The sequence below is a fragment of the Rhodoferax sp. PAMC 29310 genome (genome assembly GCF_017948265.1).
GTDB lineage: Bacteria > Pseudomonadota > Gammaproteobacteria > Burkholderiales > Burkholderiaceae_C > Rhodoferax.
This window is the reverse complement of the sequence record NZ_CP072852.1, coordinates 1,665,411-1,679,612: the sequence shown is the minus strand read 5'-3', so window position 1 is coordinate 1,679,612 and position 14,202 is coordinate 1,665,411. Positions and strand designations below refer to the sequence as shown.

Here is a 14,202-nt window from a genome sequence, read left to right as displayed (position 1 = left end):
CGCTTCCTGATAACGTCAATGCATGTCTGTTTCTCTTGATTTTCTTGCCTTGCCGCTGCTTGCTGCCGCGTCGTTGATTTTTTTCAGTGTGCTGGCCGGTGTGATTTCGGCGCGCGCGGGTTTTTCCTTCCTGCTGGTTTTTTTGGTGGTGGGCACGCTGGCCGGGGTGGATGGCCCCGGTGGTTTGAAATTCGACGATTTTCGGTTGAGCTTTTGGGTCGGCAACGTGGCGCTGGCGGTGATTCTGCTCGACGGCGGTCTGCGCACCGAATTCACCACCTTTCGCACCGGTTTGAAACCTGCGCTGTGGCTGGCCACGGTGGGTGTCGTGGTGTGCACGGGTCTCACGGCGGTGGCCGCGCATTTTTTGCTTTTCCTGGATTGGCCACTGGCGCTGCTGGTGGGCGCCATCGTGGGCTCCACCGATGCGGCGGCGGTGTTTTCACTGTTGAAATCATCGGGTGTACGGCTCAATGAGCGGGTGGCGGCCACCTTGGAAATCGAGTCGGGCATGAACGATCCGATGGCAGTCTTTTTGACCTTGAGCCTGATCGGCATCGCCTTGACCGCGGCCGCCGCCCCGATGGTCGGGCCCGAAATTGATTGGGCTTCGCTGCTGCTTGCGCTGCTGCATCAAATGGGCTGGGGCGCCGCGCTGGGTTTGATGAGTGGCTTCGGGCTGGCGTGGTTGCTCATCCGGCTGGGGCGCGGCCCGGATGGCGGAGGAGGAATACGAGCGCTGTTGATCGTTTCGGGTGGTCTGGCAGTTTACGCAGGCACCACCGCGCTGGGCGGCTCGGGTTTTCTGGCGGTGTACGCCATGGGTGTGATCGCGGGCAACCGGGCGCGCAAGCAAGTGCGCCCGGCGCTCTCAGCCATGGACGGCTATGCCTGGCTGTCGCAGGCCGGCATGTTTTTGCTGCTGGGCTTGCTGGTCACGCCGAGTGAATTGTTACGCACACTGTGGCCAGCACTGGGCGTTTCGGCGGTTTTGATGCTGGTCGCTCGACCGCTGTCGGTCTGGCTGTGCCTGAAGCCAATGCGCTTTGCCAACAACGAAATTGCATTCGTCTCGTGGGTCGGTTTGCGCGGGGCGGTGCCGATTGTCTTGGCTGTGTTTCCGGTGATGGCCGGTTTGCCAGGCTCCCACACGTTTTTCAACGTGGCGTTTGTCGTGGTGATCACGTCGCTGCTGTTCCAAGGCTCCACCATTGCCTGGAGCGCACGGCGCCTGGGGGTGACCTTGCCAGACCAGGGTGACATGGCGCAAGCACGCCAGGTATTTGGCGATTTCGTCATTGACGCGGCCACACCCATGATGGACCTTTGCACCTTTTATGGACTGCCCGTGCCGGGCGAGTCCGACCAGAGCGCTGGCCACTGGCTGCGTAACGAGCTCGATCGCCCTCCAGTCGAGGGCGACAGCGCCACCCTGGGTGAAGCCGAGCTCAGCGTGCGCGTCATGGATGGTCAACACATCAAACAGATCGGTATCAAACTCGGCCTTTGATCGAGGTCGGGGCACAAGCGGCAGCGCGCCGCCACCTACTCGTTCCAATGAACCACGGTTGGGGTCGTTGGCTGCCGAAAAATCGTCAAGATTCGACGTGTTCTGAGGCACTTGGTTCAATCCAGATTTCGCGAAGCCGGTGGCATGGATCCGCCATAAAAAAAGGAGGCCGAGGCCTCCTTTTTTTATCTTCATCAATGGCTGGATTTAGTGCGCCGAAGCGGGCTTGGCCGAAGGCGATACCTGCATTTCAGGAGGGCTAACATGAGCACGGCCGCCCTTCTCGGCCCAGGTGCGCGTCCAGCGAACCTGCATTTTGCGCAACATGGCCAGCAGCAGCAGGGCGCAGGCCGCAAAGGCGACAAAACCCCACAAGTAGGTGCCGGTGTACTCTTTGGAGAAGCCCATGGCCAAAGGAATGAAGCTTCCGCCGACGGCGCCAATCTCACCAATCATCGAACCCGCGACAGCCGTTGCCAGTGGCCAGCGCAGTGGCACCAATTGAAACAACGCCCCGTTGCCCGCACCCAGCGAGGCGAAGCACAGCATGAACAAGAGCGTGGTCAAAGGCAGCGAAGCGCCGGCCAGGCCGCACAGCACCAGCGTGGCAGCAATCATGAGCAGAACGCCACTCAAGGTCGTGATGCCGCCGACGCGGTCCGACAAATAGCCGCCCACCACACGCACGGCAGAACCCATCACCGCCGCCAGCATCGTGAGCTGACCGGCTTCGACCTTGCTGACCCCAAACTGGTCATGAAAGTAGGTGGGCAAAAAGCTGGCCAGACCAATGAAGCCACCGAAGGTGACGGCGTAGATCAAGCTGAATGCCCAGCCGTCTTTCTCAAACAGGCAGGCAATGTGCTCCCGGAAGGTTTGATGGGCGCTGTCTTGCGGCTCCCTGGCAAAAATGACCATCACGGCAAAAGGCACCAGCATGCACAAACCAGCCAGGCCATACACCGTCTGCCAACCGTAGGCCACGGCCAGCGGCGGGGCAAACAACACGGCCAGCACAGTGCCAGAGTTGCCCGCACCGGCAATGCCCATGGCCAAGCCTTTGTACTTTGGGGGGAGCGAGCCACTGCCCAGTGACAAGGCCACGCCAAAACTGGCACCTGCGATACCCAGCAACACACCCATGGCGATCACGTCGTTGTAGGAGCTGATAAAGAAAAAGCCAAAGGCCAGTGCACCCATGACCATCGCCATCTCGACCAGCGCCGCATTTTTGCGGCCAATGTACTGAGCCAGTATGCCCAAGGGAAAACGCATGAATGCGCCAGCCAGAATGGGCACCGAGATCATGAAACCTTTTTGCGCTGCGGTCAGGTTGAACGTCTCGGAAATGAACGGCGCCATGGCGCCGTTCAATACCCAGACGGCAAAACAAAAATCAAAGTACAAAAACGCTGCAAACAGCGTGGGCGCGTGGCCACTTTTTAGAAATGTCTTAAATCCCGCCATGGTGCCGGTCCTCTATAAAACTAAACAATTCAATAAATAGGGGTATTGCGAAAACCGTGCCAGTTTTTAGGGCGAAAAAAAGCCCTTGGTGCCACGAAAGTGGGCGCAAGGGCCGGATGATGGTGCATTGCACCAATAGGTGCGCACCAAGTTGGCGAGGGGCGTTCAGGCCGCCTTTTCGACGTGGGCTTGCCGGGTGTACAGAAAATCGATGACCGCCTTTCGGTAGTGCTGGTACGGCGCGCTGCCCGCTAGCGCCACCCGATTGCGCGGGCGCGGCAGGTCCACGCTTAGCACCTCCCCGATGGTGGCGGCCGGGCCGTTGGTCATCATCACGATCTTGTCGGACAGCAATACGGCCTCGTCCACATCATGGGTCACCATGACCACGGTGCTGTGCGTGCGGGCGACGATGTCCAGCAATTCATCTTGCAGTTTGGCGCGAGTGAGTGCATCCAGTGCACCAAAAGGCTCGTCCATGAGCAGTACTTTCGGCTCCATCGCCAGCGCCCGGGCAATGCCCACCCGCTGCTTCATGCCACCCGAAATTTCACCAGGGCGTTTGTGCGCGGCTGGCGTCAGGCCCACCAGCGCCAGGGCGGCATCGGTGCGTTCTTTCAGTTTCGCTTTGCTCTCAGCCACGGCGCCAGTGCGGTTGCCGGAGCCGAACACGCGCTCCACGCCCAGGTAGATGTTCTCAAAGCAGGTGAGCCAAGGCAGCAAGGAGTGGTTCTGGAACACCACCGCGCGCTCCGGGCCAGGTCCGGCAATCTCGCGGTTGGCGCACAAGAGCGTGCCTTGGGTGGGTGTGGTCAACCCGGCAATGAGGTTGAGCAAGGTGGACTTGCCGCAACCGGAGTGCCCGATCAAGGCCACAAACTCGCCTTTGGCCACCGTGAGGTGAATGTCGCGCAGGGCGCAAAACGGGCCCTTTTTGGTTTTGAAGGTCTGCTCAACTCCGGCGATTTCAATGAAATGGGTGTTCAGTTTTTCGTTCATGATTTGACTTCCTCAAAAGTGAAGGCGGTGGCGAGCTTGATCAGTGCATGTTCCAGTACCAGGCCAACCACGCCAATGACAAAGATGGCCACGATGATGTTGGTCACATTGAGGTTGTTCCACTCGTCCCAGACCCAGAAGCCAATGCCTACGCCGCCAGTCAGCATCTCAGCCGCAACGATCACCAGCCAGGCCGTGCCCACGGCCAGGCGCACGCCTGTCAGCATGTAGGGCAAGACGGAGGGAAACAGGATTTTGGTCACGATCTTCCACTCGGACAGGTTCAGCACCCGGGCGACGTTCATGTAGTCCTGTGGCACGCGTTGCACGCCCACGGCGGTGTTGATGATCATGGGCCAGATAGAGCAGATGAAGATGGTCCAGATGGCGGCCGGGTCCGCGCCCTTGAACACCAGCAAACCAATGGGCAACCAAGCCAGTGGCGAGACCGGGCGCATCAGACTGATCAACGGGTTGAACATGCGGCTCATGAATTCAAAGCGGCCAATCACAAAGCCGGCGGGAATGCCAACCAGTGCCGCCAACCCAAACCCGACCGCCACGCGCTGCAGCGACATCAAAATATTCCAGCCCACGCCCTGGTCGTTGGGGCCGTTGCTGTAGAACGGATCGCTGAACAGTATCACCGCTTGCTTGAAGGTTGGAAGGGGTCCGGGGATGCTGTTGCTCGTTCCCACGCTGACCAGGGCCCACACCCCGACCAGCAAGGCAAAGCCCAGCAGCGGCGGCAGCACGGCCATGCCGAGGGCGCGCCAGTCAAAGGGTGTGCGCTCCGGCGTGGCGGTTGCCACAGTGACCGCGGGCTCTCTTGAAGTGCTCACGCGGGATGAGTTTTCTTTGGGGATCGCAATGCCCTCGGCCACGGGGCCTAGGGGCGAGTGAAATACGGCGCTAACCATGGTGTGCTCCTTGAAAGGATAGGTACGGCGGGGAGGGGGCACCTCCCCGCGTCGTTCAGGCTTTGACTTTGAAACTGTCGGCGTACTTTTTGGGGTCCTTGCCATCCCATACCACGCCGTCCATCAGGGTGGAGGTGCGCATCACGTCTTTGGGCACGTTGATCTTGAGTGCTGAGGCGGCCTGCTTGTAGAGGTCAATCTGGTTGATCTCCTTGGCCACCTTGAGGTAGTCAGGGTGGGCGTCCAGCAAGCCCCAACGCTTGTGCTGGGTTAGAAACCACATGCCGTCTGACAGATAGGGGAAGTTCACCGCGCCGTCGTTGAAGAATTTCATGTGATTGGGGTCGTCCCAAGTTTTGCCCATGCCGTTTTGGTAGCGGCCCAGAATGCGCTGGTTGATGGCGTCGACCCCGGTGTTGATGTAAGACTTCTGCGCCACGGTTTCGGCCATCTTCAGCTTGTTCTGAAGGCTGGCGTCAATCCAGCGGCTGGCTTCCAGAATCGCCATGGTGACTGCGCGGGCGGTGTTGGGGTTGTTCTTGACGAACTCTGACGTGGTGCCCAGCACCTTCTCGGGGTGGTCTTTCCAGACGTCCTGCGAAGTGGCAGCGGATACACCAATCCCGTCCATGATGGCGCGGTGGTTCCAGGGTTCACCCACGCTGAAGCCGTCCATGTTGCCGACCCGCATATTCGCCACCATTTGGGGCGGGGGCACCACAATGCAGCGCACGTCCTTGAACGGGTTCACTCCGGCCGAGGCCAGCCAGTAGTACAACCACATGGCGTGGGTGCCGGTGGGGAAAGTTTGGGCAAAGGTGTATTCGCGGGGTTCTTTCTTCATCAGGGACACCAGTCCCGCCAGATCGACCGCGCCCTTGTCGGCCAGGGCCTTGGACAGGGTGATGCCCTGGCCGTTGTTGTTCAGCGTCATCAGCACGGCCATGTCTTTTTTGGGCCCGCTCACGCCCAGGTGAACGCCGTAGACCAGACCGTAAAGCACGTGGGCAAAGTCCAGTTCGCCATTGACCAGCTTGTCGCGCACACCCGCCCAAGACGCTTCCTTGCTGGGAATGATCTTGACGCCGTATTTCTTGTCAAACCCCAGCACGGAGGCCATCACCACGCTGGCGCAATCGGTCAGGGGAATGAATCCAATCTTGACCTCGGTTTTTTCTGGCGCGTCAGAGCCACCGGCGTACACCACCGAGCGCAGCGCGGGGCTGATACCGATGGCGCCCACGGCGGCCGATTGCAGCACAGTCCGTCGGCTCAGTGAATTGGCGAGTAAGTCAGTCATGTGTCTTCTCCAAGGTTTAAAAACAAACGAAAAGCAAAAAAAGGCGTCCTCACGCTGCGCGGGGCTTGGTGCAAGCCGCGTGCAGGTGGGGACGCCTTTGTCCGGATCGACCGGTTGAATCCGCCTTTGGACTCAACCCGTCTGGTGACCTACTTTGGTCGTATCAATGTCTAAGCAATCACTGTGCCAACTTTTTTGAGAGTGAGTTGCTATCGAATATGTAGCTTCTTCCGCATATCGGACAAGGGCTAGGTGTCAATTTCTTGTCTAAGTGTGAATCAGCACGAGGATGGTGCGGTGCACCATCCTGGCAAGGTCGACCATGACTCAGCCTTGGGTAAACGCAAAGTCCACTTCGGGCGTCAACCCACTCACGATGCGGGCAATGGATTTGCCGGAGCCACAAGCGTGCGTCCAGCCCAGCGTGCCGTGGCCGGTGTTGAGGAACAGGTTGGGCAGCTTGCTTTTGCCGATCAGCGGCACGTTGCTGGGTGTAGCGGGGCGAAGGCCGCTCCAGAAACTGGCTTGGGTGGCGTCGCCGGCTCCGGGGAACAGTTGCTCCACCCGGCGGACGATGGCTTCGCAGCGAATGCGGTTCAGGTCGCGGTCATAGCCATTGAACTCCGCCGTGCCGGCAATGCGCAAGCGGTCGGTGCCGTCGCCATTCACCGGCGTCAGGCGTGAAAAAACCAGTTTGAATTCATCATCCGTCAAGCTGACCTGGTGCGCCATGTTGGCGTCCTTCACGGGCATGGTGACCGAATAGCCTTTGGCGGGATAAATAGGCAGTTTGATGCCGAGCTGCTTCAGGTACAACGGGCTGAAAGACCCCATGGCCATCACGTATGAGTCTGCGTACAGGCGCTGGAAGCGGCCCTCGTTGTCGGTGGCCTCCACGTGGTCAATCTGTCCACCCGCTTCGCGCAAGGCGGTGATGGTGTGGTTCATAAAAAACTTCACCCCATTGGCTTCGCACAGTTTGACCAACTCGCGGGCAAAGCGATTGGCGTCACCCGACTCGTCTTCGGCGGTGTAGGTGGCACCGGCCAACTGTGGGCGAATATGGCCCAGGGTGGGCTCCAGACGAACGGCCTCGTCGGCGCTCACGATGTTGCGCTCGCACCCCAGTTCGCGCATTTGCTCGGTGGGTGCCAGAGCGGCGTCAAACTCTTTTTGCGAGGTGTAAAAATGCAGAATACCTTGCGTGCGCTGGTCGTACTCAATGCCCGTGTCGCGGCGCAGTTGCTGCAATGTGTCGCGGCTGTAAGTGCCCAGGCGCACGATTTGCTGAATGTTGTGGCGGGTGCGCGCCGGTGTGCACTCGCGTAGAAACTGCAATCCCCACATCCACTGGCGCATGTCGGCCCGCAGGCGAAACAGCAGTGGCGCGTCTTCTTTGCCCAGCCATTGCAGCAGCTTGATGGGCGCGCCGGGGTTGGCCCAAGGCTCGGCATGGCTGACCGAGATTTGCCCGCCGTTGGCAAAACTGGTTTCCGCCGCCGGGGAGGACTGGCGGTCCACCACGGTGACTTCATGACCCTGTTGGGAGAGGTAATAGGCTGAACTGACGCCAAGAAGCCCGCTGCCAAGAACGATGATACGCATGGATAACCTTTTCGGGGTCTAGCCCAGGCAGAACCTGCAGAGTGCACTATGGAATAAATAGCACCCAGGGCGCTGCCCGGATGCCGCTCCCCCTGTCCTTGGTACCTGAGAGATTCACACCGCAGTGGACTGCGGAGCTTGCTCCTTCGGTGCATCGCCGACACCTTGCGGGTGGCGATGGCTCTCCAGACGGCGTTTACAAATGGTGGCAGTACGTCACCGGTGAGGGTGTACCTGAGCGTTCATGGGAGTTTGCGCCTTCGGTGGAGCGTCTGGGACGCTCTCTCTCCTGCCGGACAGGATTCTAGCGGGTTGGATGAAGTGACCGGCGGAAATATTTCACTGCCGCCAGACTTCGGGCTGCGTTGGTTCTTAAACCCCTTGGCTCTCCAGTTGCACCAAGCCTTTGGGGGTCTTCAACGTGGCAATGAGGTTGGCGGGACCCTCTTCGACGGCAATGCCGGTGAGCCCCAGTGCGTCATACGCAGCCTGCAGTTTGGACGCGGTGGGGTGGGTCACGGCAATGCTTTGCAGCGAGATACCAGAACGGGGCAGGCTGTTGCGCGGGTGCAGGCGCAAGGGCTCTTCCGCGTCAGGCTTGCCCCATTGAATCAAGCTGGGCAGTGCGCCATTAAACAGGCGTTGCCCGTCTTCACGCACCGTGACTTGCCATTGCAGCACCCCTTTGCGGGTATGGCGGCTGGCGTGTACCGCGAGACCGGGTTCGATGTCTTGGCGTTTCAGCGCTATTCGGGCCGCTTGCATGTCGTCGGTATTGACCACGAAGTGCACCAGACGCGGCTGTTTGGCAACGGCCGCCTGCAGTGCCGCGTCGTCCATGTCAAACCAGCGCTTGCCAACCGCATTGGCGGGGCGCGAGGCGGTTGGATTGATGGCGATGATTTCCAGGTAGGCCAGCGGGTAGGCTGGCGTGGCAATTTTGATGAGGCGGTTGTGCGTGCCAAACTGCGCATGCTCGCCGCCGGGACCGGGGGTGACGCCTAGGGTGGCTTCGCACCATTGCACACCCAACTCCAGGGTTTTGGCCACGACAACCAGATGATCTATTTGTGTTTTCATGGCGTGACCTTACCACCGGGGCGGCGCGATTTGCTTGAGGTCTTCGACTTAAATGATGCGCCGCCGGCCGCCGTTGCACCTCAGGCGAGCAGGTCGGCCACGTCCAGCATGCGCTGGGCCACGTCGGCCAGTTTCAGTCCCTTGTCCATGGCGGTTTTGCGCAGCTTGTCGAAAGCTTGCTGTTCGTTCAGGTTTTGGCGCTGCATGAGCAGGCCTTTGGCGCGGTCAATGGTTTTGCGGTCTTTGAGTTCAGTCTTGGTGTCGGCCAGCTCCTGACGCAAAGCCTGCTCGTGCTGGAAACGGGCCATGGCGACGTCCAAAATGGGGCGAATGCGTTCGCTGGACAGCCCGGCGACGATGTAGGCCGTAACCCCGGATGCCACAGCATGGCGCACCTGGGAGGTGTCATTGTTGTTGGTGAACATCACGATGGGGCGTCGCGCGTCCCGGGTGGCCATGACCACATGCTCAAGCGCATCACGGGCCTCGCTTTCGGCATCCACAATGATCAGGTCGGGCTGAAGCTGATTGATTCGCTCCTGCAGGAATACATCGGCGGGCAGCACCGCTACCAGATTGAAGCCGTTTTCCAGCAAGCCGATGCGAAGACTGCGCGACCGCTCCGCCTGGCTGATGGCATGGTCGTCTGCCGGATCTTCCACCGCCAGATCGGGGGCCACTACAACGATTCTTAAGGATTCATGCATGCCCAGCACATGCAAGAACCGCGCCGAAGTGGCGTTTGTGGTTAAGGCATGGTGGGTGCCCCGCCGCCCAGTGCCTTGTACAGCGCGACCTGACTCTGGGCGTAGATGAGCCGGGTTTGCACCAGTGCCTGCTGCGCACTGAACAGCGAGCGCTGGGCATCCAGCCAATCCAGCTGACTGGACGCACCATTTTGGTAACGCAGATCCGTCAAGCCATGGCGAGCGGCTTCCGCGGCCAACTGGGCTTCCTGGGCACGCAACTGGCGGGCGAGGGTGGCGTTGGCAGCCAAGGCATCGGCCACCTCTCGAAAAGCACTTTGAATGGCTTTCTCGTACTGCGCCACGGCGATTTCTCGCCCCGCTTTGGCGCCGTCCAGATTGGCCTGGTTGCGTCCACCATCAAAAATCGGCAGCACTAACTGGGGCGCCACGGTGAAGCCCCAGTACCCGTCCTTGAACAAGTTGCCAAGGTCGCTGCTGGCGGTGCCTGCGCCCGCAGTCAGGGAAATGCGTGGGTAAAAGGCGGCGCGGGCCGCGCCAATATTGGCGTTGCTGGCCACCAGTTGCTGTTCCGCTTGGCGGATGTCAGGCCTGCGCGTCAGCAAGTCCGAGGGCAAGCCCGCAGGCAATACGGCAAATTGCAAGGGCGTTGGGTTGGTACCTGCCAATTGGGCGCGGGCGGCCGGCGGCAAGGATTGGCCCAACAGCAAGACCAGCGCGTTTTCGTCCAGCGTGCGTTGGCGCTCCTGTTGCGCCAAGGTGACTCGGGCGGCAGCCTGCAGCGACTCGGCCAGGCGCAGGTCCAGCTCAGACACCACACCGTGTTTGAAGCGCAGCTGCACCAGCTTGAGGGAGTCGTCGCGCGTGGTCAGGGTCTGGCGCGAGAGTTGAAGCAAGGCCTCGTCGCTCAATAGGCTCAACCAGGTTTGCGCCACGGTGGAAATCAGGCTGATTTGTGCCGTCTTGCTGCCTTCTTGCGTGGCCAGGTACTGGGCCAGCGCCTGCTGTTTCAGGCTGCCGACACGGTCAAAAAAGTCCAGCTCGTAGGCGGTGACGGCGAAGCCGGCGGTGTAGGTGCTGTTGATGCCGCCTGAGCCAGTAGGTGCGCGGGAGCCCGTAGCCGTTGCATTCACCGTTGGCAATTTATCCGCGCGGCGGATGCCGAGTTGGGCGCGGGCTTGTTCAATGTTGAGCACTGCCACTCGCAGATCACGGTTGTTCGTGAGTGCCGTCTGAATCAGCTCCTTCAAGGTGGCGTCAGTGAAAAACGTCTGCCAGGCCAAGTCAGCCGCAGCGGGCGCGCCGGCCGTGCTGGGGTTGACGGATGCCTCGGGCCATGTTGATTCGATGGGCGCAGCCGGGCGCTCATAAGTGGGCATCAGGCTGCAACCGGCCAGCAGCAGGGCGGCCGCCAGGGGCGCCAATGCCCGGGGCGTCGCGCGTGAGGGGGACTTAATCATGAGAAATCACTCCTGCGTGTTGGCCATGTTCGGCGTCAAAACGCCGCTGCCTTTCACTGCCTTTGAAAATACTGCGCACCACCACAAAGAAGACGGGCACAAACACCACCGCCAAGACAGTGCCAGTGATCATGCCGCCGATCACACCCGTGCCAATGGCGCGCTGGCTGGCTGAGCCGGCGCCTGTGGCCAAGGCCAGTGGCAGCACGCCCAGCGTGAACGCCAGAGAGGTCATGATGATGGGGCGAAAGCGCAAATGCGCAGCTTCCAGGGCTGAGGCGACCACGCTCTTGCCTTGCGCCTGCAGGTCTTTGGCGAACTCGATGATCAAAATCGCATTCTTCGCTGAAAGACCAATGATGGTGATCAAGCCCACCTGGAAGTAAACGTCGTTGGAGTAACTGCGCAGCAAGGTGGCCAGCAACACACCGAGCACGCCCAAGGGCACGACCAGAATCACCGACAGAGGAATGGTCCAGCTTTCATACAAAGCCGCCAGGCAGAGGAAAACCGCCAATATGGCAAAGCCGTACAAGATGATGGCTTGCGAGCCAGCCAGCTTTTCTTCGCGGGACTGACCCGTCCATTCAAACCCCATGCCTCGTGGCAACTGGGCGGCGAAGCGCTCCATCTCGGCCATGGCGTCACCCGTGCTGTAGCCGGTGGCTGCGCTGCCGCTGATGCGCATGGCCGAATAGCCGTTGTAGCGCACCGTCTGCATGGCGCCACTGACCCAGCTGGTGCGGGTAAAGGCGGACAAAGGCACAGTTTGCCCCTGGTTGTTGAGCACATTCAGCTTGAGCAGGTCGTCGGGTTGCATGCGGGCCGGTGCATCGGCCTGCACCACCACGCGCTGGAGTCGTCCGGCGTTGGGAAAGTCGTTCACATAACTGGAACCCAATGCAGTTGAGATCACGCTGTTGATGGCATCAAAGCTCACGCCCAGGGCGCTGGCTTTGTCGCGGTCAATGTCAAGCTGCAACTGTGGCGCGTCTTCCAGACCGTCCGGGCGAACGCCGGTCAGTACTTTGCTTTTGCCTGCCATGCCCAGCAACTGGTTGCGAGATGCCAGCAGCACGTCACGGCCCAAGCCGGCGCGGTCTTGCAGCCGGAAGCTAAAGCCTGATGAGGACCCTAGTTCGGGAATAGGCGGTGGGCTCAGTGGGAAGATGAACGCATCGCGAATGCCCATCAGCGCGCCAAAAGCGCGGCCCGCAATGGCCTCGGCGGAGCTACCGGGCGCAGTGCGCTCGGCCCAGTCCTTGAGTGTGACAAACGCCAGCGCTGCGTTTTGGCCTTGGCCAGAAAAGCTGAAGCCCAGCACGCCAACCATGCTTTGGACCTCAGGTTGTTTGAGCATGAAGCCTTCGACCTGCTCCATCACGGCCCGGGTGCGTTCTTGCGTGGCGCCAGGTGGCAGTTGCACATTCACCAGCATGGTGCCCTGATCTTCGTTCGGCAGAAACGAGGTGGGCAGGCGCATATAAACCACCACGGCAGCGGCGACGATGGCCGCATAAATGACCAAAGCACGGCCCGCGCGCGGCAGCAACTTGGCCACGCCGGACTCATACCCTTTGGTGGTGCGGGTGAAACCACGGTTGAACCAGCCGAAGAAGCCTTTTTTCTCGTGGTGGTGGCCGGCCTCAACGGGCTTGAGCAAAGTGGCGCATAACGCTGGCGTGAGTGACAGTGCAAAAAAGGCCGAGAACGCAATGGAGACGCCCATCACGGCTGCAAACTGGCGGTAGATATTGCCCACCGAGCCACTGAAGAACGCCAACGGCACAAACACGGCAATCAGCACCACGGTCACGCCAACGATGGCGCCTGAAATCTGACCCATGGCTTTGTGGGTGGCTTCGCGCGGCGAAAGACCTTCCTCACTCATGATGCGTTCGACGTTTTCGACCACCACAATGGCGTCATCTACCACGATGCCAATCACCAGCACCATGCCGAACATGGTCAGTACGTTGATGGAGAAGCCCATGGCCAGCAGCGAGGCAAAGGTGCCCAACAGCGCCACAGGCACCACGATGGTGGGAATCACGGTGTAGCGAATGTTCTGCAAAAAGAGGAACATCACCAGGAACACCAAGCCAATAGCCTCCAGCAGCGTCACAGCCACTTGCTTGATCGAGATGTCGACAAAGCGTGAACTGTCGTACGGGATGTTCCAGCTCATGCCTTGCGGGAAAAATCGCTCTAGGTCCTGCATCTTGGCGCGCACAGCCTTGGCCGTGGCCAGGGCGTTGCCGCTGGGGGAGAGTTGGATGCCGATGCCGGTGGCCGGCTGGCCATTGAGGCGGGCTGAGGTGGCATAGGCTTGTGCGCCCAGTTCGATCCGGGCCACGTCTTTCAGACGCACGGTTGAGCCGTCGGCATTGGCGCGCAGCACCACTTTGCCAAACTGCTCGACGTTGGACAGTTGCCCGTTCACCACCACGGTGGCCGCGATGCCCTGGCCGGCCACGTTGGGCAGACTGCCGATTTCGCCGGCGGAGACCTGAGCGTTTTGCGCCCGGATGGCCGTCGTGACATCAGCGGCGGAGAGCTTGAAACCCAGCAATTTGGCGGGGTCAATCCACACCCGCATGGCACGCTCAGTGCCAAACAGCTGGACTTGGCCGACGCCGGGAATACGTTGCAACTCAGGCACCACGCTGCGCGAGGCAAAGTCGCCCAGGGCGACTGGGTCCAGGGAGGCGTCCGCACCGGAGAGCATCACAAACTGCAAGAAGTTGCCGCGTGACTTGTCCACGCGAACACCTTGCTGTGTCACGGTAGAGGGCAGGCGGGGCGTGGCGCGGGAAAGGCGGTTCTGGACATCCACCTGAGCGAGGTTGGCGTCAGTTCCGGGCTCGAAACTCAGGGTAATCGTGCCGGAACCATTGGCCTGTGCCACCGACTCCATGTAAATAAGACCTGGTGAGCCGTTCATCTCGCGCTCAATCACGGAGAGCACGCTGTCCTCCAGCGTTTGTGCGGAGGCACCAGGGTAGGCGGCGGAAACCACAATGGCGGGCGGCGCCACCGGCGGGTACTGGGAGATGGGAAGTTGGGTGATGGACACACCACCCAGCACCATCACAAACAGGGCAATCACCCACGCAAAGATGGGCCGGTCAATGAAAAATTTAGCCATGGTGAG

At 60.5% G+C, this 14,202-nt stretch carries 10 protein-coding genes and 2 riboswitches; of the genes, 1 reads left to right on the top strand and 9 read right to left on the bottom strand.

Going from position 1 to position 14,202, the window contains the following annotated elements; translation table 11 throughout:
- Positions 1 to 22 precede the first annotated feature (22 nt).
- Positions 23 to 1,510: a potassium/proton antiporter gene (locus tag J8G15_RS07670; RefSeq protein WP_210546907.1), complete on the top strand. Its 1,488-nt coding sequence runs from the start codon at positions 23 to 25 to the stop codon at positions 1,508 to 1,510.
- 207 nt (positions 1,511 to 1,717) lie between these two features.
- Here the strand turns inward: J8G15_RS07670 and J8G15_RS07665 are convergent, their stop codons facing one another.
- The 9 genes from J8G15_RS07665 to J8G15_RS07625 all read right to left on the bottom strand — a co-directional run bounded on the left by J8G15_RS07665 (position 1,718) and on the right by J8G15_RS07625 (position 14,196).
- On the bottom strand, positions 1,718 to 2,977 hold the full coding sequence (locus J8G15_RS07665; protein WP_210546906.1) for a NarK/NasA family nitrate transporter: 1,260 nt from the start codon (positions 2,975 to 2,977) through the stop codon (positions 1,718 to 1,720).
- 165 nt (positions 2,978 to 3,142) lie between these two features.
- Positions 3,143 to 3,976 carry an ABC transporter ATP-binding protein gene (locus tag J8G15_RS07660; RefSeq protein ID WP_210546905.1) on the bottom strand — a complete coding sequence of 278 codons (834 nt, stop codon included), beginning with the start codon at positions 3,974 to 3,976 and terminating at the stop codon, positions 3,143 to 3,145.
- On the bottom strand, positions 3,973 to 4,896 hold the full coding sequence (gene ntrB, locus J8G15_RS07655; protein ID WP_210546904.1) for a nitrate ABC transporter permease: 924 nt from the start codon (positions 4,894 to 4,896) through the stop codon (positions 3,973 to 3,975). The genes J8G15_RS07660 and ntrB overlap by 4 nt, the downstream gene beginning before the upstream one ends.
- Before the next feature lie 55 nt (positions 4,897 to 4,951).
- Positions 4,952 to 6,196, bottom strand: a complete 1,245-nt coding sequence (locus J8G15_RS07650; RefSeq protein ID WP_210546903.1) for a CmpA/NrtA family ABC transporter substrate-binding protein — start codon at positions 6,194 to 6,196, stop codon at positions 4,952 to 4,954.
- Between the two features lie 327 nt (positions 6,197 to 6,523).
- Positions 6,524 to 7,801: a D-amino acid dehydrogenase gene (locus tag J8G15_RS07645; RefSeq protein WP_210546902.1), complete on the bottom strand. Its 1,278-nt coding sequence runs from the start codon at positions 7,799 to 7,801 to the stop codon at positions 6,524 to 6,526.
- A gap of 82 nt (positions 7,802 to 7,883) precedes the next feature.
- Positions 7,884 to 8,000, bottom strand: a riboswitch (glycine riboswitch).
- A gap of 14 nt (positions 8,001 to 8,014) precedes the next feature.
- Positions 8,015 to 8,103, bottom strand: a riboswitch (glycine riboswitch).
- Positions 8,104 to 8,173: 70 nt separating this feature from the next.
- A complete protein-coding gene (locus J8G15_RS07640) occupies positions 8,174 to 8,881 on the bottom strand; it encodes a VOC family protein (protein ID WP_210546901.1) in 708 nt (235 codons plus the stop codon).
- Positions 8,882 to 8,961: 80 nt separating this feature from the next.
- On the bottom strand, positions 8,962 to 9,588 hold the full coding sequence (locus J8G15_RS07635) for an ANTAR domain-containing response regulator (RefSeq protein ID WP_210546900.1): 627 nt from the start codon (positions 9,586 to 9,588) through the stop codon (positions 8,962 to 8,964).
- 41 nt (positions 9,589 to 9,629) lie between these two features.
- Positions 9,630 to 11,048 carry an efflux transporter outer membrane subunit gene (locus J8G15_RS07630; RefSeq protein WP_210546899.1) on the bottom strand — a complete coding sequence of 473 codons (1,419 nt, stop codon included), beginning with the start codon at positions 11,046 to 11,048 and terminating at the stop codon, positions 9,630 to 9,632.
- Positions 11,041 to 14,196 (bottom strand): efflux RND transporter permease subunit, encoded by a 3,156-nt coding sequence (locus J8G15_RS07625; RefSeq protein ID WP_210546898.1) that lies wholly within the window; start codon positions 14,194 to 14,196, stop codon positions 11,041 to 11,043. The genes J8G15_RS07630 and J8G15_RS07625 overlap by 8 nt, the downstream gene beginning before the upstream one ends.
- Positions 14,197 to 14,202 lie beyond the last annotated feature (6 nt).

Coding starts and splice junctions, on each gene's coding strand:
- J8G15_RS07625 (WP_210546898.1), bottom strand. CDS start 14,196: ATGGCTAAATTTTTCATTGACCGGCCCATCTTTGCGTGGGTGATTGCC.
- ntrB (WP_210546904.1), bottom strand. CDS start 4,896: ATGGTTAGCGCCGTATTTCACTCGCCCCTAGGCCCCGTGGCCGAGGGC.
- J8G15_RS07645 (WP_210546902.1), bottom strand. CDS start 7,801: ATGCGTATCATCGTTCTTGGCAGCGGGCTTCTTGGCGTCAGTTCAGCC.
- J8G15_RS07665 (WP_210546906.1), bottom strand. CDS start 2,977: ATGGCGGGATTTAAGACATTTCTAAAAAGTGGCCACGCGCCCACGCTG.
- J8G15_RS07670 (WP_210546907.1), top strand. CDS start 23: ATGTCTGTTTCTCTTGATTTTCTTGCCTTGCCGCTGCTTGCTGCCGCG.
- J8G15_RS07630 (WP_210546899.1), bottom strand. CDS start 11,048: ATGATTAAGTCCCCCTCACGCGCGACGCCCCGGGCATTGGCGCCCCTG.
- J8G15_RS07635 (WP_210546900.1), bottom strand. CDS start 9,588: ATGCATGAATCCTTAAGAATCGTTGTAGTGGCCCCCGATCTGGCGGTG.
- J8G15_RS07640 (WP_210546901.1), bottom strand. CDS start 8,881: ATGAAAACACAAATAGATCATCTGGTTGTCGTGGCCAAAACCCTGGAG.
- J8G15_RS07660 (WP_210546905.1), bottom strand. CDS start 3,976: ATGAACGAAAAACTGAACACCCATTTCATTGAAATCGCCGGAGTTGAG.
- J8G15_RS07650 (WP_210546903.1), bottom strand. CDS start 6,196: ATGACTGACTTACTCGCCAATTCACTGAGCCGACGGACTGTGCTGCAA.